21 protein-coding genes and 1 other RNA gene are annotated in these 22,866 nt (G+C 41.1%); 7 read left to right on the plus strand and 15 right to left on the minus strand.

The annotated features are described in order from the left end of the window. Positions 1-4: 4 nt before the first annotated feature. Positions 5-328 carry a CCC motif membrane protein gene (locus GTQ34_RS00680; RefSeq protein WP_166521839.1) on the minus strand — a complete coding sequence of 108 codons (324 nt, stop codon included), beginning with the start codon at positions 326-328 and terminating at the stop codon, positions 5-7. A 10-nt stretch (positions 329-338) separates the two neighbouring features. Beyond that, entirely contained in the window at positions 339-647 is a 309-nt protein-coding gene (locus GTQ34_RS00685) for a DUF2752 domain-containing protein (protein ID WP_166521840.1), read from the minus strand. Between the two features lie 82 nt (positions 648-729). On the opposite strand from GTQ34_RS00685, the gene GTQ34_RS00690 reads away from it, so the two are divergent. After that, positions 730-1,272 (plus strand): Smr/MutS family protein, encoded by a 543-nt coding sequence (locus tag GTQ34_RS00690; RefSeq protein ID WP_166521841.1) that lies wholly within the window; start codon positions 730-732, stop codon positions 1,270-1,272. On the opposite strand, the gene GTQ34_RS00695 is transcribed toward GTQ34_RS00690, so the two are convergent. Further along, the gene (locus tag GTQ34_RS00695; RefSeq protein WP_166521842.1) at positions 1,269-1,787 is read right to left on the minus strand and encodes a hypothetical protein; all 519 of its coding nucleotides are present in this window, start codon (positions 1,785-1,787) and stop codon (positions 1,269-1,271) included. The two genes, GTQ34_RS00690 and GTQ34_RS00695, sit on opposite strands and share 4 nt — an antisense overlap. Positions 1,788-1,897: 110 nt before the next feature. On the opposite strand from GTQ34_RS00695, the gene GTQ34_RS00700 reads away from it, so the two are divergent. Further along, complete coding sequence (locus GTQ34_RS00700; RefSeq protein WP_166521843.1) at positions 1,898-3,046, plus strand: cysteine desulfurase family protein; 1,149 nt, start codon at positions 1,898-1,900, stop codon at positions 3,044-3,046. Here the strand turns inward: GTQ34_RS00700 and GTQ34_RS00705 are convergent, their stop codons facing one another. From GTQ34_RS00705 to GTQ34_RS00715, 3 genes are read right to left on the minus strand one after another with little or no spacing between them, the layout of a single operon-like run. Further along, positions 3,047-3,697 (minus strand): hypothetical protein, encoded by a 651-nt coding sequence (locus tag GTQ34_RS00705; protein WP_166521844.1) that lies wholly within the window; start codon positions 3,695-3,697, stop codon positions 3,047-3,049. Between the two features lie 9 nt (positions 3,698-3,706). After that, positions 3,707-6,145: a TonB-dependent receptor gene (locus GTQ34_RS00710; protein WP_166522737.1), complete on the minus strand. Its 2,439-nt coding sequence runs from the start codon at positions 6,143-6,145 to the stop codon at positions 3,707-3,709. Between the two features lie 34 nt (positions 6,146-6,179). Continuing rightward, positions 6,180-7,871 carry a M23 family metallopeptidase gene (locus tag GTQ34_RS00715; protein WP_166521845.1) on the minus strand — a complete coding sequence of 564 codons (1,692 nt, stop codon included), beginning with the start codon at positions 7,869-7,871 and terminating at the stop codon, positions 6,180-6,182. Between the two features lie 155 nt (positions 7,872-8,026). On the opposite strand from GTQ34_RS00715, the gene GTQ34_RS00720 reads away from it, so the two are divergent. The 4 genes from GTQ34_RS00720 (at position 8,027) to rny (ending at position 10,413) form a co-directional block, all read left to right on the plus strand. Then, positions 8,027-8,317, plus strand: coding sequence for a hypothetical protein (locus GTQ34_RS00720; RefSeq protein WP_166521846.1), 291 nt, complete (start codon positions 8,027-8,029; stop codon positions 8,315-8,317). A gap of 15 nt (positions 8,318-8,332) precedes the next feature. Further along, positions 8,333-8,626: a cell division protein ZapA gene (locus GTQ34_RS00725; protein WP_166521847.1), complete on the plus strand. Its 294-nt coding sequence runs from the start codon at positions 8,333-8,335 to the stop codon at positions 8,624-8,626. 53 nt (positions 8,627-8,679) lie between these two features. Further along, positions 8,680-8,789, plus strand: a non-coding RNA gene (gene ssrS, locus GTQ34_RS00730) — 6S RNA. Positions 8,790-8,841: 52 nt separating this feature from the next. After that, a complete protein-coding gene (gene rny, locus GTQ34_RS00735) occupies positions 8,842-10,413 on the plus strand; it encodes a ribonuclease Y (RefSeq protein WP_166521848.1) in 1,572 nt (523 codons plus the stop codon). Between the two features lies 1 nt (position 10,414). On the opposite strand, the gene GTQ34_RS00740 is transcribed toward rny, so the two are convergent. Then, positions 10,415-11,245 carry a class I SAM-dependent methyltransferase gene (locus GTQ34_RS00740; RefSeq protein WP_208103800.1) on the minus strand — a complete coding sequence of 277 codons (831 nt, stop codon included), beginning with the start codon at positions 11,243-11,245 and terminating at the stop codon, positions 10,415-10,417. A gap of 130 nt (positions 11,246-11,375) precedes the next feature. Here GTQ34_RS00740 and GTQ34_RS00745 point away from each other — a divergent pair, with 130 nt between their 5' ends. After that, positions 11,376-11,792, plus strand: a complete 417-nt coding sequence (locus tag GTQ34_RS00745) for a CBS domain-containing protein (RefSeq protein WP_166521849.1) — start codon at positions 11,376-11,378, stop codon at positions 11,790-11,792. Positions 11,793-11,905: 113 nt separating this feature from the next. On the opposite strand, the gene GTQ34_RS00750 is transcribed toward GTQ34_RS00745, so the two are convergent. The 8 genes from GTQ34_RS00750 to GTQ34_RS00785 form a co-directional block, all read right to left on the minus strand. Continuing rightward, on the minus strand, positions 11,906-13,945 hold the full coding sequence (locus GTQ34_RS00750; RefSeq protein ID WP_166521850.1) for a DUF349 domain-containing protein: 2,040 nt from the start codon (positions 13,943-13,945) through the stop codon (positions 11,906-11,908). 139 nt (positions 13,946-14,084) lie between these two features. Next, positions 14,085-14,840, minus strand: coding sequence for a shikimate dehydrogenase family protein (locus tag GTQ34_RS00755; protein ID WP_166521851.1), 756 nt, complete (start codon positions 14,838-14,840; stop codon positions 14,085-14,087). After that, positions 14,794-15,831 (minus strand): DUF368 domain-containing protein, encoded by a 1,038-nt coding sequence (locus GTQ34_RS00760; protein ID WP_166521852.1) that lies wholly within the window; start codon positions 15,829-15,831, stop codon positions 14,794-14,796. Before GTQ34_RS00760 ends, GTQ34_RS00755 begins: the two co-directional genes overlap by 47 nt. 19 nt (positions 15,832-15,850) lie before the next feature. Then, positions 15,851-16,768: a DUF368 domain-containing protein gene (locus GTQ34_RS00765; protein WP_166521853.1), complete on the minus strand. Its 918-nt coding sequence runs from the start codon at positions 16,766-16,768 to the stop codon at positions 15,851-15,853. A gap of 24 nt (positions 16,769-16,792) precedes the next feature. Further along, complete coding sequence (locus GTQ34_RS00770) at positions 16,793-18,193, minus strand: tetratricopeptide repeat protein (protein ID WP_166521854.1); 1,401 nt, start codon at positions 18,191-18,193, stop codon at positions 16,793-16,795. 86 nt (positions 18,194-18,279) lie between these two features. Further along, the gene (locus tag GTQ34_RS00775) at positions 18,280-19,476 is read right to left on the minus strand and encodes an aspartate aminotransferase family protein (protein WP_166521855.1); all 1,197 of its coding nucleotides are present in this window, start codon (positions 19,474-19,476) and stop codon (positions 18,280-18,282) included. After that, a complete protein-coding gene (locus tag GTQ34_RS00780; protein WP_166521856.1) occupies positions 19,473-21,179 on the minus strand; it encodes an OstA-like protein in 1,707 nt (568 codons plus the stop codon). The genes GTQ34_RS00775 and GTQ34_RS00780 overlap by 4 nt, the downstream gene beginning before the upstream one ends. A 114-nt stretch (positions 21,180-21,293) precedes the next feature. Next, on the minus strand, positions 21,294-22,583 hold the full coding sequence (locus GTQ34_RS00785; protein WP_166521857.1) for a metal-dependent hydrolase family protein: 1,290 nt from the start codon (positions 22,581-22,583) through the stop codon (positions 21,294-21,296). Positions 22,584-22,866: the final 283 nt, after the last annotated feature.

Genomic DNA, 22,866 nt, shown 5'->3' on the forward strand with positions numbered 1-22,866 from the left:
TGTTTTATTGGTATTGTTCCATCATTTCATTTACCTTTTCCATATAGCCTTCCCAGCCACCCATTTGATTGATGGACCACAAAGAATATAGGAAATAGAGCGCTCCCAAGACCATGCCTATTATCGCTACGGTCTTAACCGTTTTCAATGTTTTGTAATTGGAATACAAATCTGGATTTTCGGCATAGGTCTTTTCATCTTTCTTTACCAGAAAGAACGCGATTCCTGCAAGAAGAAGCCCAGGGACACCACCAAAGCAACAGCATATAAAAGAAAGAATTGCCAAAACTAGGGCGATGGTAACGTTGGGTAGGTTTTTTTGTTCCATGGTTAAATATTTATTGTATCAGTTTTATTATAAAATTTATTAAAATCAAAACTACGCTGGTGACGCCCAAACCAGTGGTAAGTGTGTTGAGTGCTCTGTTGCTAAAAATTTTGCCACCCGCCAGTAGTAGGAAAAAGGGTATCAATGTAAAAATGGCAGGGTACATTTTAAAGGCAGCAAGAAAATTTCCTTCGAAAAGAAGCACAACAGACCGTTGTAGACCACAACCTGGACATTCCAATCCAAAAAGGGCCTTGTTCAGGCACGGTAGCATAAAATCCTTTATGTTGAGCAAAAAAACGGTTGGTTGCAGTAGCATTGTTATGGTTATTGCCAAGAAAAATACTACTATTTTTACTTTTTGATGAACTTTTCGACAATTTTTTGAGACAGGTAGCACAGTGGACAATATTACGATAGGAGATTATGTGGAAGTATTGGACGAGGCCATTTCAGGTCGAGTAGAGGCAATGAATGGCAACGAGATAACCTTACTTACCCAAGATGGTTTTTTGTTGAAATATGCAATTAATGAAGTCGTAAAAGTGAAAGATGGCATAGTGGTCACCAATTTTGAAGCAGCCCAGATAAAGGCACAAAAAGAACAGCCAAAAAGAAAGAAGCCGCCCACACAAAGACCCAAAGCGCGCAATGCGCCTAAAATGGAAGTGGATTTACATATTCATCAATTGGTGAAGTCGACACATGGCATGAGCAAATTCGACATACTGAATCTACAGCTGGAAACGGCAAAGCGGCAGTTGGATTTTGCCATGGATAAGCGCATTCAAAAAGTAGTCTTTATCCACGGGGTGGGAGAGGGAATTTTAAAGGAAGAACTACACTATCTCTTTAAAAAGTACGATAATCTTAAGTATTATGATGCCGAATATCAAAAATACGGCTTAGGAGCAACAGAGGTGTATGTCTATCAAAACGCCTAGTCAGGAACCGCAGTGGTTACCTCACCAAACTCATTGATGGACAAATTGGTGATACGCTCACCGGATTCGGTTACAAAGGAAACCCCACTTAAACTGATTGTATGAATGAAACTGGTGCTGTCTTCATTTGCCATGGTTTCTATGATGACCAAGCCGTCTTGAGCCTCGATTTCATCCAATACAATAGGGGAAACAGGGGGTACATCATCGCAAAAATAGTTGGTGCTAACGTTGTCGTCAAAAATACGGTAAGTAAGTTTAGACTGCCCTGGAACCGCACTTTCGGTGGTGATGGTATCACCAACAACACCATTGTTCAAAGCACCACTTTGCAGTTCCAAGATCAAACTCTCTGAAGTGTTCAATTTGAACAGCAGGTTGCTCGTATCTGGTTGTGGCGAATCACAAGACTGAACAGTAACGCTGTCAAAATCAATTGTCTCAATTTGCAGGTCACCATCGCTACATGAAATCACAAAGCAAGAAAGGAGCGCTACCCGTAAAAAATTTCCCATGCTCCAAATTTAAAGGAATTCCATTTTAATAGCCTAGTACTAGCCAATACTTTAAATGAAATTAACTTAATTTCCCCTATTTTTGAGCAGGTGTAAAATGATAGCTGATTATGCAAAAAATATATTTGGACAATGCGGCCACGACCCAAGTACGGGAAGAGGTTATTGCCAAAATGCAACAAGCACTGGGCGAGTTTTACGGAAATCCATCATCCACACACAGTTTTGGCCGATCTGCGAAGACTGCCGTGGAAAAGGCCCGTAAAACCATCGCCAAAACCCTGAATGCCCAACCTTCCGAAATAATTTTTACATCTGGCGGAACGGAGGCGGATAACATGATTTTACGTTGTGCAGTTCGGGATTCCGGGGTTGAGACCATTATCACCTCCAAAGTGGAACACCATGCCGTTTTACATACCGCGGAGGAGTTACAAAAGGAATATGGTATTTCGTTGGAATTTGTGGATTTGGACGAGCACGGCAATCCCAAGTTAGATCATTTGGAATCATTATTAAAGGCGAATGATACCAAAAAGTTGGTAAGTCTGATGCATGTGAACAACGAAATAGGCAATATATTGGACATCGAGGCTATCGGGGACCTATGCAAAGAATATGGGGCATTGTTTCACTCGGATACTGTGCAGTCCATAGGCCATTACGCCTTGGATGTGCAATCCATACATATTGACTTTTTGACGGCTGCAGCCCATAAATTTCATGGACCCAAAGGCATCGGTTTTGCCTTTATCCGAAAAAATTCAGGATTGAAACCTTTTATTTTTGGAGGATCGCAAGAGCGTGGCTTTAGAGCTGGAACGGAACCTTTTCATAACATTGTTGGATTGGAGGAGGCATTTGTGCAAGCGTATGAAAATTTGGAAGAAGAGATTCAGTATGTAAAGGGACTAAAGCGCCATTTTATAGAAAGCGTAAAAAAAGAAATACCAGAAGTCATGTTCAATGGGCTTTCTGGTGATTTGGAACATAGCACGTATACGCTGACCAATGTCCGATTGCCTTTTGATAAGCAAAAAGGTCTGATGCTTTTGTTTCACTTGGATCTGAAAGGAATCGCATGTTCCAAAGGAAGTGCCTGTCAATCGGGCAGCAATTTAGGGTCGCATGTATTGACGGAAATTTTGTCTCCGGAAGAATTGGAAAAGCCCTCCCTTCGTTTTTCGTTTTCAAAATACAATACTAAAGAGGAATTGGACTATACCGTGAAGGTGCTCAAGGAATTTGCCGAAAGTTGATCAATTCTTGTTTTTTCGCTTTTTTTCCTTATCGTAAGGAAATTTACGCGAAGCCATTTTCATCATTTTGTCGATTAGCTCCGTGGTGTTCTTGCCCGTTTTTTTGGTAATGCCTTTCTCATATTTCCAAAGCAGTTTCCCAGTTTCACCATCACTGACTTTTACACCTATGCGTCCATAATCTGCATCTCCGCTAAAGTAATCCAAAAGGCTAAAATCGGTGGGCACACCTTCGGAAAGCAAAATGTTCAGCTTCAAAGTACCACTTATTATTCCATCAACCTTTAGGAACTTGCATAACTGTTGTGTAGTGTAAATATCAAGATCACTGTATTTAATGCCATTTTGGGACAACAGCGCATTGGTGTCTTCAATATTTTGGAATTCCACATTGAACTTTTTCCTTTTCTTGCGCTTGGAAAAATAAGTTTCCAACGCATTCTGTACGGCAAACCCTTCTCTTCTGGCAAGCTTGGTCAATTCATTTGCATCAACCTCATTATCTAGATCCAAATTGGTTATGAAGGGAATAATGGCCAGAACCTTATGGTCCTCTGAAAGCGCATCAAATCTTCGGTGCTCATAAATGTTCTTTTGAGCTGATACAGCAATTGTGGCAAAGAACACTATATGGATAAAGATTTTCTTCATTTTTTTAGTTTAAAACCGCATTCCAAATTTTAGGTTGATAACACGACTGGTCAAAAAATTGGGAACCGCGAACTGTTGCCGTGAATCCACATCGCGCACCCAGGTATTGGTTATTGAGTTTTGATTGTTGAACATGTTGAAAATTTCAAAACCAACATTGAATTCTTCAAAAGCATGCAACCAATGTTCTTTGGGGCGGCTGTTTTTTTCGTCTGCAAAAATATAGGAAATTCCCATATCGGCCCTCCTATAATCTCTTAATCTATTCTGAAAATTATAGGGGTCTGCATTACTTGGTGAACCACCGGGAACTCCCGTGTTGTAAACCAAGTTAAGGTAAAGCTTTAGATTGGGAATGCTGGGAACATAATCTTGAAAGAGCACGGCAAACTTGAAACGTTGATCTGTTGGTCTGGAAATGTATCCGCGGCCATCAATATTTTCCTCGGTCTGCAGGTATCCCAAACTCACCCAGGATTGTGTGCCTGGTACAAAAGCACCTGTCAACCTAAAGTCAAATCCGTAGGCAAAGGCTTTTGCATTGTTTTCTGCGGCATATCGAATTCTGACATCTTCTATCGTATAGGGATTGACATTGTAAAGGTTCTTATAATAGGCTTCCCCGATAAGGGTAAAAGGTTGTTCCCAAAGGTTGAAACTGTATTCACTTCCAAGAACATAGTGAATCGACCTTTGAGCTTCCACATTCGGATTGATTTCCCCAAACCTGTTTCTTAACTCCCGATAGAAAGGAGGTTGTTGGTAGCTTCCGACCGCAAAGCGGAACAATACGTCACTTTCCCAATCAGGCTTTATGGAAAATTGTCCACGTGGGCTCAAAATGGTTTGGGAAGTGGATGCGAACCCAGGACCATTTAAGTTCCAGTAGTGCGCCCTTAGCCCAAGATTCCAGTAAATATTATGTGTCCCCCATTGTGTTTGTGTCGCATATTGGACAAAGCCTGAAAGACGATTTGTTTTTACAAAATTTGTGGCCCTTACGGCATCAAAGGATACAATATCAGCGATGAAGGGCTCCTCGGGCTGATTGTTGACAAACTCCGGCTCCGAAGGACGAATAAAAAAACCTGCAGAGTCTATAAACTCCGATTCACGCAGTTGATCGCGGAAGTCCTCGTGGGCATATTTTACCCCCCATTCAAGCGAAGTTCCGTTCTTTTTATAAGCCCCTCGATGAGAAAGATTAAAAATCAAGGCATCCAATTGGTTTCGGGCTCGATTAAATTGGGACCCGACCCCACGTGTTGAAATGGCCTCGCCTAAATCGGGACTGTTTAGATCAGTCTCAACTTCCCCAAGTTCGTATGAAGCAATCACATCGGAAAATTCCTCCTCCTGTGTATGGTATACTGATGTGGTAAAAGACAGCTTGGTATAATCTCCGACAAAATAATCAGCCTTTATTGCTCCCAATGCACTATTGTATGTATTATTTTCCATCCCATCATAAAAAATCAATAGGAGTTGCGGGTCATTCAAGGTGCCAAAATTGGTCTGTCGAGTCAACGGTTCATTTTCATAATCATTAATGGAATAGGTACCCAAAAAATTAAGGTGGAATTTTTTTGAAAAACGATACGTCAGAAACGTTTGTAGATCTACAAAGGTTGGATTTAAGTTGCTCTGGGTCTGTTGACTGTTCACCAATAGGCTATTGTTGCGGTATCGCATGCCAGTAATGGTCGTAAATCGCTGGCTTTGTGATGCCGTCTCCAACGTGGTGCTGGCTCCCAACAGGCTACCATTGAGGCGTAGGCCAAACTTAACTGGAGTTTTATAAGTAATGTCCAAAACGGAGGAAAGCCGATCCCCATATTTGGATTGAAATCCTCCTGCGGAGAATTTAAGTGTGGAAATCATATCGCTGTTCACAAAACTCAATCCCTCTTGCTGTGCAGATCGGATGAGAAAAGGGCGATATACTTCAATATCGTTCACATAAACCAGGTTCTCATCAAAATTGCCCCCCCGCACATGGTATTGGGTGCTCAGTTCATTGTTGAAGGAGACACCAGGGAGGAGTTTTAGAATGTTTTCAACACCCGCATTGGCACCGGGGATTTTGCGGACAATTTCCGGACTTACCGTGGTTATGCCATCTACGCTTTTTACTCCCGTTGCCGAAACATCCACACCGGCAACCTGAATGGCACTGGTGTTCATTACAGGATTAAATTCGTAGGTTTCATTGGTGTTGAGAATCAAGTCTTCCAATATCACATCTTGGTGGCCCAAATGGGAAAACACAATGGTATTCTTGGTTTCGGCAATGAGCTCCAAAAGATAATGCCCATTTTCATCCGAAGTTGTTCCCCGATTTTCGGTAACAATGTTAACCCGGGGTATAGGATTGTTGTTTTTGTCCAAGATTACACCATAGACCGTGGCAGTTTGTGCCTGAAGCGAGAAGGCCACAAGCATCAACATAGAAACAAATATGGCGCTCCTGCTGGTCAATACATTATTTTCTGAAGAAAGTACTGGTAAAAGTACTGGAGTTGCCTACATTGTCTGTAACGACAATTCGTAGTTCACATTGCGTGTCTTGGGAAACCTTATCATCAAAATTATAAGTAAGGGTATTGGTCTTTGGTTCATATTCCATTAGGATCCAATCACCGTTCAACCATGCGTTATAGGAATTTATCCCACTCATGTCATCTGTTATTGAAACACTCAAGTATCTGTAATTGTTCAACCACTGTCTTTCCTTAAAGTTTTTGGGCACTATGGTAGGTGCCACGCTGTCCTTTACCAAGGTGTAGGTGCCCAAGGCTCGGGTGCGTGTGGTAAACGAGCCATCCCGTTTATAGGTTTTGGAGTGTCGGGGTTGCAAATTTTCGTCAAGTCTTGCTATGAAAAGTTGCTTTTTTTCCTCGGGCGTGAAGCCTGTTGCATCAAAACTTATGGTGAAGTTACGGTGCGCCGCTACGCTATTATTATGAATGGTGATAGTGTCCTTTCCTTTTTCAAGATGTATGGGGAAGTCCTCATAAAACGTATTTGCTGGAAAATAAACCTTTGCGGCTCCTAAATCAAAACTATTGGGTTTAGAGGCAAAAACAAAGTCGTTGGTGTTCGTGGTTTCCTTTCCAATTTGTGGTAATTCTCGTTTGCCATCTACCGGGATGATTACTTTTACTTCATTTCCTTTAACATCCGAAATATAAAGCTCCACATTGCACGAAAGACCTTGCTTCACATTGATTTTGCCATCATTGTGGAGTGTTTTGTAAATGCTCAACCTATTATAGGGCTCTTTAAAGCATTTTTGGATACGTTGCCCGTACTTCCCAAAATGTTCATAATCTATAAGCGTGTTTATGTATCGGGTCTCACCAAACGAAAAAGTTTCAAAATCATATTCGGAATACACTTTTCCATTCACCAGTTGTTTTACAGCATAGACTCCATTTTTATTTGCGGCCATATCCTGTCGGTCAAACCCGTTGAAACCAAAACCAATGGTACCAATGGCGGTTACACGATCAGCTAAAAAAGAACCATCTGGCCGTTTGCTGAAATTCAATTGCACTTTTTTGGTGCTTTGATTTAGCACAGCATCATTAGAGAGTGGATATCCAAAAAGCCCTAAGAGTGTAGGGTTGGTTGCATCCCTTATTTCATAGCCGTACAAAAGTGGATTGGTTGGTTTTTCAGTCACACTGCTCCGGATTTCAAAATGTAAGTGCGGTCCAGAGGAACCTCCCGTGTTTCCAGAATACGCTATGGTGGTTCCTTTGGAAACTTCCAATTCCCCATAATCTGGAAAAAGCTCTACTTCGTAGGACTGTTTTTGATATTGGGCGTTTTTTACAAAATCTTCAATCTCAGGCCCGAATTTTTGAAGATGGGCATATACCGAAGTGTACCCATTGGGATGTGCAACATAGAGTGCCTTTCCGTATCCCCAATGCGATACTTTGATACGGGTCACGGTTCCATCAGCAATGGCACGTATGGGCAATCCTTCCCGTCGTTGTGTTTTGATGTCTATTCCGGAATGAAAATGATTGGAACGCAGTTCGCCAAAGGTGCCCGCCAATATCAGTGGAATGTCCAATGGGGCTCTGAAGGCGTCCTTGGGATATTTTTCTTGGGCTTTGGGGGCAATGAAGAACAAAAAAAGAATTCCGAACAGGTTGAGACGCATAAGGTATTTCTAATTACATACGAAAGTAACCAATGTTTTGATTTATGAAAAAAGGATTCCAAAACTTAAAGTAAAACTCGAATAATAATCGGTAAAAGTATTGTACAGTTACCCTAGGATGGTTAAATTTGTTTAATACGCATTGATGTTTGCATATGAGCGAACTTGTTGAGATTGTGGATTCTTTGGAAAACAAGGTTAGCAAACTGTTGCACAAATTAGAAGTGTTGCACCAGGCTAATTCCAAATTGAAAAAAGAATTGAACCTTGCCAAAGAGGAGACCCAACTTAAGGAGAACGCGGTTCAGGAATGGGAAGAGAAATACAATTCCTTGAAGATGGCAAACACGATGCTGGGTAGTAAAACGAGTAAAACAGAAGCTAAGCTCAAGATAAATACATTGATTCGCGAACTGGATGTTTGCATAGCAAAACTTGCGGATTAGTTTGTATCATAAATTATGGACGAGAAGCTCAAAATTAAGCTTTCCATAGCAGATAGGTTATATCCTTTGACGATAGACCCAAAGCAGGAGGAAGGATTGCGGAAAGCGGCCAAGAACATTGAGAAATTGGCAAAAAAGTTTGAGCAAAACTATGCCGTAAGGGACAAACAAGATGTTTTGGCCATGTGTGCCCTACAGTTTGCCTCAAAAATTGAGCAAAGCGGAATAGACAGTTCTGAAAGTACAAAAACAGCACTGGAGCGCCTTAAGGCATTGGATGATTTGGTTCATTCAAAAATAGGGGAATAAGTTCTTTAAAATATATATTGTTACTGCCCACATTGGTGATAATTTTTTGACAAACTCAACACTATAATTTTTGAAAAGGGTGAGTTTAGGTTGTAAAAGCGGGCCCTACTCGTATAGGGATTCTTGAGCAGCTTGTTAGCCCTAAACCTGTAATTAGGAGTTTGTACAAAACTTCCGCCCAATGTGGGCTTTTTTTATAACCAAACATTACCAAAATGGATAATACAATCATAATAGGAATAGCCGTACTGGTTGGACTGGTCGTAGGCTTTGCCATTGCCAAGATCATGGAGAAAGGCAAGGCAACAAAAACCATTGCCAACGCAAGGAAAGAGGCAACGGATATCATCAAAGAAGCCAAAAAAGAAGGTGAAAGCATTAAGAAGGATAAAATATTTCAAGCTAAAGAAAAGTTCTTGGAACTAAAGGCAGAGCATGAAAAAGTAATCATCAATAAGGACAAAAAAATAGCAGAAGCCGAAAAGCGCACACGGGACAAGGAGTCTCAGATAAGCAGTGAGCTTTCCAAGAATAAGAAATTGGGTGAAAGGCTGGAAGAGCAAATCAGGGAAGTGACCTATAAGAGCGAGATTTTGGATAAGAAGCAATCTGAGCTCGAAAAACTGCATAAAAGTCAAGTGCAACAGCTTGAGGTTATTTCCGGTCTGTCTGCAGAAGATGCCAAGAGCCAACTTTTGGAGTCCCTAAAAGAAACCGCCAAGACCGATGCCATGGCCTATCTTCAAAATACTTTGGAGGAGGTAAAGTTGACCGCGCAACAGGAGGCCCGCAAAATTGTTATCAATACCATACAGCGTATAGGTACTGAAGAGGCAGTTGAAAACTGTGTTTCCGTTTTTAATTTGGAGTCCGATGATGTCAAAGGGCGCATTATTGGTCGTGAAGGGCGAAATATTCGAGCCATTGAAGCAGCTACCGGCGTGGAGATTATTGTGGATGATACGCCCGAGGCCATTATCCTTTCTTGTTTTGATTCAGTTAGGAGAGAAGTGGCCCGATTGTCGCTGCATCGATTGGTGACCGATGGACGCATACACCCGGCCCGCATTGAGGAAGTGGTGAAAAAAACGGAGAAGCAAATCAATGAAGAAATTGCAGAAATTGGCAAGCGTACCGTAATCGATTTGGGTATACATGGATTGCATCCCGAACTGATAAAGGCGGTGGGTAGAATGAAATATCGTTCCTCTTATGGCCAAAACCTGCTGCAACACTCTCGTGAAGTGGCCAAATTATGTGGGGTAATGGCAGCTGAATTAGGACTTAACCCAAAATTGGCCAAGCGAGCTGGGCTGCTGCATGATATTGGAAAAGTGCCCATGGCCGAGGTAGAGGTGGAGACACCCCATGCCATTTTAGGAATGCAGTGGGCACAAAAATATGGGGAGAACAAAGAGGTGTGCAATGCCATTGGTGCCCACCATGATGAGATAGAAATGACAACATTAATTTCACCCATTGTTCAAGTTTGCGATGCTATAAGTGGAGCACGTCCCGGAGCACGCAGACAAGTGTTGGATTCTTACATTCAACGTTTGAAGGATTTGGAAGATATTGCTTTCGCTTTCAATGGAGTACAAAAAGCCTACGCCATTCAGGCTGGTAGGGAGCTTAGGGTGATTGTTGAGAGCGAAAAGGTAAGCGATGATAAGGCCGCCGAACTCTCTTTTGAGATTTCACAGAAAATCCAGACCGATATGACCTATCCTGGACAGGTTAAGGTGACCGTAATCAGGGAAACCCGATCTGTGAATGTGGCGAAATAAACTAATTGGTTTTTTGATAAACCCCACTTTCGAGTATCAGCAAGTTTTTCTGAAGATGCGAAAACAAATTGGAAAGTTTCGACAAGGTTGATTCCCCCATTAATAGGCTTAGGCTTACTTTAGGTGGACCTGACGTCTCAATTTTGGTGAATAGTGATTTAAAAAAGGTAATTCCAGCTTCAGTTTGATTGGTCGTTGATATTTTCAAAAACCCCAAATTGTTTAGAATGCTTGCTACTTCATCAATCCCAATCAAAAAACTGAAACTTTCATGATTTGCCCATGGCATAGGATATTCAATGGGACCTACATGGGTTGTAAAGATGTCGTAATACAAAAAGTATCCTCCTGGTTTCAATACTCTTCGTGCTTCCCCATAGAATTTCTGCTTGTCCGGAATGTTCATCTGAACATGTTGCGTCCAAACCACATCAAAAGAGTTGTCATCAAAGGGTAAGGCCGTAGCGCTTCCTTGAATGAATTTTGTCTTGTGATTCAGTCCTACAAGCTTGGAAAGTGCATTCGCTGTTTTAACGAACTCTGAACTAAGGTCGATGCCTATCGTATCGCAATCATATTGATGGGCCAACATTCTACAAGGTCCTCCAATACCACTTCCCATGTCAAGGACTTTTGACCCCTTTATATTTATGGATGATGCCAGTTCTTTGGACACCTCCGAACCCCTTACATGAAATTCATCCACCCCTGCAATGTCATGTCTGGTTACCTGATTCAAATCGATGTTTTGTTCTTTAAGGCGAACAAGGATATCTTCATATAGTCCTTTTTTCAAATAGTGTGTCTCTATTTTTTTGTTGAGCGAGTCCATTATTCTATAGTGTTGTGTCAAAAGTTATGAATATATCTTCTAATCATAATGGTTTTTAGGTCTGATATTTATCATGTTTTACTCAAATTCATTGGGCTAACTTCATGGGAGAATTAAAATACATTTCAAAATGAAAAAGAGTATTCCCATTTCAGAAATAATGACCAAAAACGTTATCACGTTGAGTTTGGGCGATGATTTGGTCACTGCAGAAGAGCGTTTTAAGAAAAATCGTATTAGGCACATTCCTGTTGTTGAGGACAAGCATGTAGTTGGCATGTTAAGTTATACGGATTTGCTTCGTATAAGTTTTGCTGATGCTGTGGGTCCAAATGGAGAGTCAATAGAAGATGGAGTTTATGATATGTTTACTCTATCTCAAGTAATGGTACATGATGTTGTGAGTGTAACTCCCCAAACCACCATCAAGGATGTGGCTAAGTTTCTATCTCAAAGAGAGTTTCATGCCCTACCGGTAATTGATAACGATGAACTCGTGGGAATCGTTACCACCACAGACCTAATTAATTATCTGTTGGAATTATAGTATCATCAACATCAAATAGTAACTGTATTTAGACCCCAATCATTGGCAATAATCGTTCGGATTGATGCTATTTTTTGACGGACAAGCAACAAGCGGTCATGGTTCTTTGTTGGCTATTCCTCTTCAGAGCTGTCCTCAGCCTCCTTGTTCAACTTGTTCTCCAAAATGTTCAGCTTTTTGAGTTTCTCCTTCCAGGTTTCCAAAGATGATTTGTGCTTGTCGATATTATCCACAACTTCTTTTACCAAAGGATTGCTTTCAGAAGCATTGGAGAAAAATTGTAGGTTGTTTTCCAATTGCCTTATTTCCGATTTACTTTCGCTAATCTTTTTCTTGATGAACACTCTTTCGTTGCTGATGGCATATTCATCTTCGGTTTTGGCCAACTGTTGAACTTTATTTCCGTATTTGAGCAATTCGGACTCTTGTTTACTAACCCCAGATTTTTTCAGCAGGGCATCTAAAATTTTATTGAACTTACCATTGATATGCCGCTTGTTGTAGGGAATCCTACCATACTTTTTCCATTCGGAGAGAAATTCTTTGATGTCCTCCAGGTCCTTGTCCTTATTACCGCTTAATTGAAACTCCTTAAGACGCTTCAAACAATCATTTTTCTTGTCAAGGTTATCATATTCCTCTTTGCGGCCCTCATTTTTCTCGGCATGTAAGCGGTCAAAATAGTGATTGCAGGCATTTTTGAACTCTGTCCATATTTTGTCAGAGTACTTTCTAGGCACATGCCCGATATTTTTCCATTCACTTTGTATACGCTTCATTTCAGGGGTAGCGGTTTCCCAATCTTCGCTATCTTTTAGTGCCAAAGCACGATTAAGCAACTCCCTTTTCTTTTCTAGGTTAGTGTGTTGGTCCCTTTTCTGGTTCTTATAAAAAGAATTTTTGCTTCTATTGAATTTACGAACCGTGTCTTTAAAGGAGGACCAAGTTTCTTCATTCACCCTTTGGGGGACTTTACCGGCCTTGAAAAAAGCATCCCGCAAAGCTTCCACTTCCTTTATCTGTTGCTGTATTCCTTTGTGGTTATTGGCAACATTGTCGGCAATGGCATCTATGGAACCAATTATTTCCAGCTTTTTTTCTAGATTCTTTTCATAGGATTTTTCAAGTTCCTTGAAGTGTTCCTGCCTACGTTGGTGTATTACCTTGGTGGCATTGCTAAACCGCTCCCAGACTTCTTCCCGTTGTTCCTTGGCTACAGGGCCAATGTCCTCTTTCCAAATTTTGTGCAGGGTTTGTAGCTCTCTAAAGGCCTTGCCAAGGTCGGTTTCATCGGCCAAGGCTTCAGCACGTTCCACCAGTTTTATCTTTTCCTCTAGATTGTGCTTAAAATCAAGGTCTCGAAGCTCACGGTTCAAGTGCAGAAAATCGTAAAAGATTTCCATATGATGATGGTAGGTACGCCAAACATCATTATAGTTGTTTCGGGGCACAGGACCTGCATTTTTCCAGCGCTCCTGCAAATCTTTAAAGTTTTTGTAAGTAGTGTTGATGTCTTCCTCTACATTGATCAGACCTTTGAGTTCTTCAATGATTTCCAATCTGTTTTGCAGATTGTTCTTAAGGTTGTGTTCCAGTTGTTTGTAGTAGTGGTCTCTTTTTTCGCGATATTCCGAGTATACTTCGTTGAATTGCCTTTTGGCCACGGAGTTGTACCTGAAGTCAATTTCATTGCCCCCATTGGCAACGAATTCCTCTTTTTTATGCTCAATGAATTCCTGAAATTTTTGGTCAAACTCGTGTTTAATGGAACTTACGTGTTTGCCAATAGCCTGTACCTTTTCATTTCTGACCAACTTTTGCAATTCTCCCACCAGGTTTTCCATGGACATGGCATGATAATCCAAGATGGGTATAAAATGCCTTTTCTCATTTTCTGTATCCTCAGCGTCCTCCGCATTGGATTCTTCAATTTCTTGAAGCGCCTTCTCATCGTCATCCGATTTCCCATCACCACTTTCGCTAGTGGTTTTGGTTTCTTCAGTGGATTCGGGTACCGGGTTATTCTCGTGTGTGCTTTCGTCGGATGTATTGGAATTCGAAATGGGGCTTTCTTCCAATGAAGGTTTTGTCTTTTCGGGTTTATTTTCGGTGCCTCCTTCAGATTCCTGAAGTTTTTGTTCATTTTCCTGCATGAGTAGTGTATTCTTTCCTTTGGATTCAAAGATCTCATAGCCAAGTTAACAACTAAATTGCCCATTAACAAAAGTATTTGGGGTTCTTTTGCGGAACCTCTACGGGTCCAGAATCTAGGAAAATGTCATTAATTTGGAGTTAGTCAGGGGTGTTCCAAATTTCCCACGCCTTTTCGGCTTGCCCCACCAACATTGTCTTTCCATTGCAGATGGCTGCTCCCTTTTGCTCTCCCAATGTCAGGAAACGTGTTTTTTCTGGGTTATAGATAAGGTCAAACAATAAGTGCTTTTCGCCCACATATTGGTAGGGGATGGGGGGTCGGTCTTCAATATTGGGGTAAGTGCCCACTGGTGTGCAGTTGATGATCAGTGTGTGGGTTTGCATAACGCTTTCGTCCAATTCGTCATAGAGCAATTGATTTTTCTTTTTGCTCCGGGAGACATAGGTGTGTTTTATGTCCAGTTCGTCCAATACAAAGCAAATTGCTTTCGAGGCACCACCTGTACCCAAAACAAGGGCTTTGACGTGCTGGGCTTTCAAAAAGGGCAGTAAGGCCGTTTTAAATCCATGAGCATCAGTGTTGTACCCTATTAGACCTTTTGGAGCGATTTTTATAGTGTTGACAGCACCAATTTTTTGAGCAATTGGGTCTAATCGGTCCAAATAAGGAATAATTTCTTGTTTATAGGGTATGGTAACGTTCAAACCCTTTATCCCTTGCTGCTGTAAAATATCTTCAACTTTGGAAATGGTCTCAATATCAAAATTCTGGTAGCTGTGGTCCGCTAAGCCCAAATCCTTAAACTTTTTGGTAAAATAACCTTGAGAAAAAGAATATCCTATATTCTTACCTAGTAACCCGTACCTGTTTTCTTTCCTTTCTTTTTTTTCCATACCAATCCAAAATCAATAACACCAAAACTCCGAGAACAATAAAGCACATGGCCCACCAAGTTTCCATATTGGCCATGTCAGGAAGATACCGCTCATAGTTGAGTATTATTCTATCACCGTTGGAATCCATAAGGGGATTTCCAAAGGCATCTTGCTTGTAAAGTGTGCGTTTCCAAGGCCAAAGTACACCCAAAGAACCCGTTATAAAGCCTAAGATAACTGCTGTGGTAGTGGTCTTGAAATGTTTCAAGACAAAACTTAAAACATGGGAAAAACTTACCAACCCCGTAGCAGATCCCAGGGTGAAAACGGCCAATATCTTTAAGGTTTCCATGCGTTCTGGATTATCCAGAAAATCGAAATTCCAAGAAAATATATCTTTGAAAGTGTCGTATAGTGCATTTACGGAGTCCACCAATAACAGCACATAGTTTCCAAGGAGAATTAGTATAAAAGACCCCGAGAGTCCGGGCATGGTCATTCCCGAAACACTTATAATACCACAGAAAAAGATGAAAAACAAATTGTCATTTTCCCTTGCCGGACTCAGAAAACTTATGGAAACACCAATCACAAGTCCTAAAATGGCTGCAAAGACAGTGCGTCGGTTCCACGGTTCAAAATCCTTGCCTATGTAATAAATGGAGCCCAAAATCATTCCAAAAAAGGAAGCCCAAACAAATAGTTCTTTTCGTTCCAAAAAATAGTCCAGTACCTGCGAGACGCTAAAATAACTGACCAGCATGCCAAATATGAGCAAGACTAAAAATTGGGCGTTGGTATATCTTAAAAAACTTTTTATTCTACCATTAAAAAGTAGTTTAAGGGCCTTTACATTCAACTTTTGTAAAGAATAGATGAATTCTTCATAAAACCCGCCCACAAAGGCCACGATTCCGCCGGAAACTCCGGGTACTTTATTGGCCGCACCCATACAGAGTCCCTTGATGACCAAGAAGAATTTGTCTAGAAATGTTCTAGGCTGATGCATGTGCCAATTTGGTTTTGTACTATTTTTTGGAAGCTAATCTTTCCAGGATAAAAATAAGCGAAAAACCTATCATGGCTAGTATTAAAGCAGGTAATAACTGATTGTTGCCCTCAAAGGCTGTTGGCCAAACATTAACATCATCGACAACGATGGACTTGTCGCCAAACGTTTTGGTCTCCAATACTTTTTTCCAAGGCCATATTTTGTTCAAAGATCCTAAGATAAAACCTGTCAATAGAGCCAAGGTTATGTTTTTGTAATGGTTGAACATCCACTTTAGTAGCCTTGCGAAGCTCAATAGCCCAAAAATTGCCCCGACACCTACAACCAATATCGTTGTAACATCACGTTGATGAACGGAATCCAATATAGTTTTGTACGAACCCAATAATACTAGTATGAATGCTCCCGATATGCCTGGCAGAATCATGGCACACACGGCCAAAGCCCCAGACAGAAACAGATAGGGTAAACTGTCCACATTTTCACTTGCTGGAAGTTCCGTGATAAAGTAGGCCAAAAGTGCGCCAAAAAGCAACATGAAAATGGTTCCCAAATTCCATTTAGCAATCTCTTTTCCCACAAAAATGATGCTGGCCAGAACAAGACCAAAAAAGAAGGACCATAGCAGAATTGGCTTATTTTCCAGCAACCAGCTCAAGAACTTGGCAAGAGAAATTACACTGATAAAGATTCCCAAAAATAAGGCCAGCAAAAAATTGCCATTCAGTTGGTCCCAAAAGGCTTTCACCCCGTCTTTTTTAAGTGTTGAAAAAAGGGATAGATTAATATTGTTGATGGAGGTGATGAGCTCTTCATAAATTCCTGAAATAAATGCAATGGTGCCTCCAGATACTCCCGGAACCACATCGGCGGCCCCCATGGCTATTCCCTTGAAGGTAATGATGATATAATCCAGTAGTTGGCGTGATTTCATGGACTGGTGTAAAAATACCTTTTGTTAGGTAGTGGTTTTTTTTACTTCAGAAACCAATAATTGCAGCCATCTAAATTTTTTGAATTCCGGGAACTCTTCTTTGAAGGATTCAAGCTGTTCCATGTCCTTGTGCATGGCCTTGACCAAGTTTTCCCTGGCGGCCAAGGTTTCTTTGTTTCTAAAGTAGACCCCAGCAAGCTTATAGTGTAACTCTGAGCTCTCTGGATAAAATTCAAGTCCTTGTACCAACACCTGAATTGAAGAATTGTAATCCTCCAACCTTTTGAGGACTTCGGCCCATCCAAGCCAAGTGTCCAACTCATAATTGCCCAAATCTACCGTGTGCTTAAAAGCAAAATCAGCTTCATCAAGGTTTTCAAGCGCTATGTAGGTCTTAGCAGCTTTTTTCCAATACAAGGGATTTTCACCGTCTATGTTGATGGCCTTGTTGATATAATGAAGAGCCTTCTTATAGTTTTGCTGGTTGTAATGGAAATCTGTAATAGCCAACCAACCTTTGTCCAATAGGGGGTCTTCATGAACCGTATTGTAGTAATAGTATTTGGCCAAATCGGTGTTTCCCAATTTTTCATGGCATTTACCAATGCGCAAATAGGCATGGGAAGTTGGGTCTTCAATAGAAATGGTGGTTTCGTAGTTTTCCACAGCCTCATTGTAGCGACCTAACTTTTCCAAGACTTTGCCTTTTTCAAAATATGCACCCATAAAGGTGTCATCTGAAATGATGGCAAAATCATAAGCGGCAAGTGCTTCTTGGAACATATCCACGGCATAATACATCTTGCCCAACTGGTGCCAAGCCACTTCGCAATAGGGATTTCTCTCCAGATAATCGTTCAGGTAATGAATAGCGCCATCGTAATCCTCCAAGAATTCAAAGCAGTAAACAACATTGTATAGCGAGGAGTAGTCATTGTCATCCAGCTCAACGCATTTCATAAAACTTTCTTTGGCATGCTTATAATCATCCATGAAGAGATATTCCATGCCTAGAAGGGAATAGATGTCAAAGCTATTGTCTGCAAGGTGCAAAGCTTCCAAAAGCAGATTGACCGCCTTTTCATGGTTGTCCTGTTTGGAGTATATGTTGGCACGCTGAATAAAGATTTCCTCATTGTGTGCATCAATATGTTGAATTTCATCCAATAATTTTTCGGCAGCTGCATATTTGTCCTCAAAAGTCAGCACTTCCACTTGCAATAACTTCAACTCCAAAGAATTTGGATGTTGCTCCAAACCAATTTGGATGGCCTTCTTACCCAAGGATATTTTTCCAAGGTTCAAGTAGTGGTGGATGATTTCTTCAAAGTCCTCGGCATCGAAAAAATAGACATCGTCTGTCTTGAGCATGGACTCGAACTTATTAATGGATTTATCAGGATATTCGTTAGAATCTAACGCCATAGGAACGTATTTGGTTATACTATGGACTTAAAATTAACCTTTTGACAAGGTGTTTAAGTCAGCATTTTCGGTATGTTATCAACAAATTAGTTAACAGAAATGGAATTACAGTCATTCAAAATCTTGATGATTTGGTCGCAACCCTGCTCTATTTCTTTCATTGAAATGGTTAAGGGAGGGGAGATTCTAACCGCCTTGGGTTCAAACAACAACCAAAAAAGAATAAGCCTTTCTTTAGCGGCGGTCCGTACTAGGTGATTGGCGATTTCCCTGTTCTTTAAAATTAGGGCGAGCATAAGTCCTTTGCCTCGAATTTCGCTGATTAAGGGGTGTTTCAATCGTGCTTTAAACAGTTTTTCCTTTTCCAAAGTCTGTTGCATTAACTGTGATTCTGTTATTTCTTGTAAAGTGGCGAAACTGGCTGCCGCAATTACGGGATTTCCACCAAAAGTAGTAATGTGGCCCAGTTTTGGGCCGTGTTGCAGTGTGGCCATCATTTTTTTGGAAGCCACAAAGGCACCCACTGGCAGTCCCGATGCCATACCCTTGCCTATGACCAATATATCGGGAACACAGTCGTAGTGTTCAAAAGCGAAAAGTTTTCCAGTTCTTCCAAATCCAGGTTGAATTTCATCCAATATGAGCAAGGCCCCGACTTCATTGCAGCGTTCCCTAACTTTTTTAAGGTAGTCATTTTTTGGAAGAATAAAACCGGCTCCACCTTGAATGGTTTCCAATACCACAGCGGCGGTCTTAGTGGTGATTTTTTCCAAATCTGCTTCTTCGTTGAACTGGATAAACCGTACATCGGGTATCAATGGTCTAAAAGCACTTTTTCGCTCTTCGTAGCCCATAATGCTGAGACTCCCCATGGTATTCCCGTGATAGGCGTGGTGAGCCGCTATTAATTGTGAACGGCCTGTAAATCTACGAGCTAATTTCAAGGCTCCTTCCATGGCTTCGGTGCCAGAATTTACCAAATAGGTGGTTTCCAAATTTTTGGGAAGATATGAAGCTAAAAGTTTGGAAAATCCCACCGCAGGTCCTTGTATATATTCCCCATACACCATAACGTGCATATAGCGGTCGACTTGCTCTTTGATTGCATTGATTACCCGGGGATGACCATGCCCCAATCCACAGGCCGATACCCCGGCCACAAAGTCCAAATGTGCGTTTCCTTCTCGGTCGTAAATGTAGCTGCCCTTGGCATGGGATACTTCCAAACCCAATGGATGTGGAGTGGTTTGTGCTTGATATGTATAGAAATCTTCTTGGGTCATTGTTGTGTCGGCACTTTCTTTACGGCTATTTTTTTGGGTTTTAGAGCCTTGGAACGCTGTAAATTGTTCACTGGGTCATTTTCGTTCTCCTGCCGTTCTTGTTCTTCGGCATCAATGTCAATTGGATTGTCAAGACCTCTAATTTTGACCAGTTCAATATTGTTGTCATCCTCATCAAAAATCTCATCTTTAGAGCGTATCCGTTCATCTCCCCGCCATACGAAACCTTTCAGTTTTCTGCTCTCAACGGGCAATTCGGTTTCTGGGAAAATATCGCCGTCTGGATTGATAAAGAAAGTGATGTCCTCAATATCATTATTGGCCATCAACAATCGAATTTTGCTGCAAATAGTCTTGTCAATGCCCACTAACTCATCATCGTCGTTGTATACATAGTATATGACCTCGGTATTCTGGACCAAATCGATGATTTTAAGTTCGTTTTCTATGAACTTTCCAAAAAGATTCTTCCCCTTGGCCTGGTTATACCCTTCGTTGCCAATGGTATCCAATGAAATGATAAAGGCATTTTCAATCACCTTTAGAGAATCCAGTTTTTCAGTTTCCAAATCGGAAATGAGATGGATGCTATCCCCGGTTATCTGGTTTTCAACATTCCAAAGTATAGGTTCGGTAATCAATTGGGTTACCCCTGTTTTTTGATCAAAATGTATGGAATCGCACTTTCCGCTAAGGTCGGTTTTATAGAATTTGGCATTTCGGAATGCCCGCAAAATACGTTCCTCAGGCTTACCGGTCACCATTAAAGTATCACCGTGCATATAGAGAGAATCTTTTTCCACTAAACTTATGGAAACCGCTCTCTTGGTTGCAAAAACCGAATCTTTGGACTTATGTACTTCAGCATAATGTGCTTTGATGACACCATTGTTGATGGTATCGGTGATTTTAATGTTGTTCACCGCAGAGGCGAACTCAGATGCCTTGTCGAAGTAGAGGCTGTCGCCTTCAATGATTTTGTTGTCATAGTTGATTTTGGTATTCTTAATGCCATACCCCTGTTCGATTTTGGTGTCGTAAAAACCACGCTCGCAGTATATTTTGTACTCTTCTCCGGTAATTGTTGAAGGACCGTACATGTATGCATTTTTTGATGTGGTGTAATAATCCAACTGCTCAGAGTCGATGATATAATCAGGATTGTCTATATGGACACTATCGCGAAACTGGTACTTTTTTGGGGTCATAAAGTAAGTGCCCACTCTACTTGTCAGAACGTTGGCAGAATCTACCACCTTGCCCCCTGAGCGGTAGTAGGATTCTTGTTTTTCGCGATCAAAATATAGGGTATCCGTGGTCAAGGTCATTTGCCCGTTGGTCAAGTCTACATTTTCCCAAGCTTTAGCGAGTTTGGTATTGCCATCGTAGTCCATTTTTCCGCTGTTCATCTCTATAGAGTCGCCTTGTTGTAGGCGAATGTTCCCAATGGCCTTAAGACGATTCTCTTGGGTGTAAAAAATGGCAATATCGCACCATAGATCAGCGCCTTGGTGTTCAAATTGGACCTGGCGTTCATCATCTTTGCTAAAAATGGAAGCACCCGGAAATTGAGCTTCATCCTTAGTGAAATTGGCTCCGTAAACAATGTTTATTTGCCTGCCTTGAGTTGCTGTTTCTTCTTGGGCCGAAACAACAAGATGGCAGAAAACCCAGATGATGAGGATGGTCTTTTTCAAACCCATAGAATTTTCGCCAAAAGTAGGGTTTTTGCGGAAAGTAGCGCATAACGTTTACAAAGGTTTGGGAATTGGAGGTTTTGTCGCTCCTGTTATACTATTTTTTGAATACCATAGTTGCTATTTGCTCTTATAAATAATGCCCTCTTTCATTACAAAATCCACATTTTCCAATACTTGAATATCATCTAACGGATTGCCTTTTACGCCTATGATATCCGCCCATTTCCCGACGTCTATACTGCCCGTGTTTTTTTCAATTCCGATAAGTTCTGCTGCATTTATAGTTACCGATTTAAGAATGTCAATGGGTTTCATTCCTGCGTCCCTCATTAGTTTGAATTGCTCGGCGTTTCTACCATGTTCATATATTGATGCATCAGAACCGAAAGCCATTTTAACCCCTTGTTTGTATGCGAACCCAAATTTTTCAGCAAAATCCTCGTACAATTCCTGGTTATTTTTAGTTATTCCTTTGTCACTGATGTCTTCATTCATTTCCATGAGGCTTACGTATGCAGCTAACAAATCCATTACTAGAAATACGTTATGTTCTTTGATTAAATCAACCGCCTCGTGATCTAGAAATGTTCCATGTTCAATGGAATTTACGCCTGCTTTGACCGCATTCTTAATTCCGTCTGCTCCGTGGGAATGAGCTGCCACTTTAATGCCTCTTTTGTTTGCTTCTTCTACTGCAGCTTTCATTTCTTCAATGGTAAATGATGCTGCTCCTGGGATGGAGTTTGATGTTCCAAAACCGCCGGTGGCATTGATTTTTAAAAGATTGACCCCATTTTTTATTAGGGTTCTGGCTCTTTTCCTAACTTCCAGCGCTCCATCAACAGGATTTCCCGGGTTAGGTTCGAGTCTGAATTGAGGTGCCATCCAATTGGCCCAAACACCATGTCCGCCTGTCATGGTAATTGCCTTTCCGCTCACATACATTCTTGGACCCTCAATCCAGTTTTTATTAATTGCGTCCCGTAATGCAATGTCAACATAGAAATCTGCTCCTACATCGCGAACTGTTGTGAACCCAGCTTGTAGTGTTTGTTTTGCATATTTTGCTCCAAGAATTCCATACGATGCTATGGGTAACTCATAAACATCCTTGGTTTTATCAAAAGAGGGGTCCGTTAGATGCGTGTGGCAATCAATGAGGCCAGGAAGCAGTGTATATTCAGAGAGGTCAATAAAGTCATCGTATTTTGATAGGTCAGGGTTGCGGGTTAATGCAATTATTCTTCCGTTTTGAACAGAAATAAGCACATTTTTTTCCATTCGATCTTCGTGGACGTCAAGAAAATGGCCCCCAAAGATGTGTTGAACGGTGTTTTGGGCAAGAATATTTGTTGTAGATGTCCAAAAAACAAAGGCTATAAGCCCTAATTTCCCTATGGCTTTCATCTGATTCATTTTAATGATTGTTAATCACTGTATGACCAAAGGGGAACTTGTTACTATAATTCCAGCAACTATTAGCTAGGTCATTGGAGGCAATTCGTGGTTGGCTTGGCAATTAAATTTAACGGGCCAGTCCAGCGATAGCCTTTTCTGTCCGGATATAAACTTACGTTATTTTGGGCAAATGGACCGTAATATCTCTCGGCCGTTGAGGAAATTAGCTCAAAGGGAGAATATGGCGAATCGATCTGAATTGAACGACCGCAGGCATTTTGTTAAAGAAGAT

Source organism: Flagellimonas ochracea (assembly GCF_009903685.1).
GTDB classification, from domain to species: Bacteria; Bacteroidota; Bacteroidia; order Flavobacteriales; family Flavobacteriaceae; genus Flagellimonas; species Flagellimonas ochracea.

Bases quoted from the DNA above. Each gene is read 5' to 3' on its own strand.
- GTQ34_RS00680 (WP_166521839.1), bottom strand. From the start codon at position 328: ATGGAACAAAAAAACCTACCCAACGTTACCATCGCCCTAGTTTTGGCA.
- GTQ34_RS00685 (WP_166521840.1), bottom strand. From the start codon at position 647: ATGCTACTGCAACCAACCGTTTTTTTGCTCAACATAAAGGATTTTATG.
- GTQ34_RS00695 (WP_166521842.1), bottom strand. From the start codon at position 1,787: ATGGGAAATTTTTTACGGGTAGCGCTCCTTTCTTGCTTTGTGATTTCA.
- GTQ34_RS00700 (WP_166521843.1), top strand. From the start codon at position 1,898: ATGCAAAAAATATATTTGGACAATGCGGCCACGACCCAAGTACGGGAA.
- GTQ34_RS00705 (WP_166521844.1), bottom strand. From the start codon at position 3,697: ATGAAGAAAATCTTTATCCATATAGTGTTCTTTGCCACAATTGCTGTA.
- GTQ34_RS00710 (WP_166522737.1), bottom strand. From the start codon at position 6,145: ATGTTGATGCTTGTGGCCTTCTCGCTTCAGGCACAAACTGCCACGGTC.
- GTQ34_RS00715 (WP_166521845.1), bottom strand. From the start codon at position 7,871: ATGCGTCTCAACCTGTTCGGAATTCTTTTTTTGTTCTTCATTGCCCCC.
- GTQ34_RS00720 (WP_166521846.1), top strand. From the start codon at position 8,027: ATGAGCGAACTTGTTGAGATTGTGGATTCTTTGGAAAACAAGGTTAGC.
- GTQ34_RS00725 (WP_166521847.1), top strand. From the start codon at position 8,333: ATGGACGAGAAGCTCAAAATTAAGCTTTCCATAGCAGATAGGTTATAT.
- rny (WP_166521848.1), top strand. From the start codon at position 8,842: ATGGATAATACAATCATAATAGGAATAGCCGTACTGGTTGGACTGGTC.
- GTQ34_RS00740 (WP_208103800.1), bottom strand. From the start codon at position 11,245: ATGGACTCGCTCAACAAAAAAATAGAGACACACTATTTGAAAAAAGGA.
- GTQ34_RS00745 (WP_166521849.1), top strand. From the start codon at position 11,376: ATGAAAAAGAGTATTCCCATTTCAGAAATAATGACCAAAAACGTTATC.
- GTQ34_RS00750 (WP_166521850.1), bottom strand. From the start codon at position 13,945: ATGCAGGAAAATGAACAAAAACTTCAGGAATCTGAAGGAGGCACCGAA.
- GTQ34_RS00755 (WP_166521851.1), bottom strand. From the start codon at position 14,840: ATGGAAAAAAAAGAAAGGAAAGAAAACAGGTACGGGTTACTAGGTAAG.
- GTQ34_RS00760 (WP_166521852.1), bottom strand. From the start codon at position 15,831: ATGCATCAGCCTAGAACATTTCTAGACAAATTCTTCTTGGTCATCAAG.
- GTQ34_RS00765 (WP_166521853.1), bottom strand. From the start codon at position 16,768: ATGAAATCACGCCAACTACTGGATTATATCATCATTACCTTCAAGGGA.
- GTQ34_RS00770 (WP_166521854.1), bottom strand. From the start codon at position 18,193: ATGGCGTTAGATTCTAACGAATATCCTGATAAATCCATTAATAAGTTC.
- GTQ34_RS00775 (WP_166521855.1), bottom strand. From the start codon at position 19,476: ATGACCCAAGAAGATTTCTATACATATCAAGCACAAACCACTCCACAT.
- GTQ34_RS00780 (WP_166521856.1), bottom strand. From the start codon at position 21,179: ATGGGTTTGAAAAAGACCATCCTCATCATCTGGGTTTTCTGCCATCTT.
- GTQ34_RS00785 (WP_166521857.1), bottom strand. From the start codon at position 22,583: ATGAAAGCCATAGGGAAATTAGGGCTTATAGCCTTTGTTTTTTGGACA.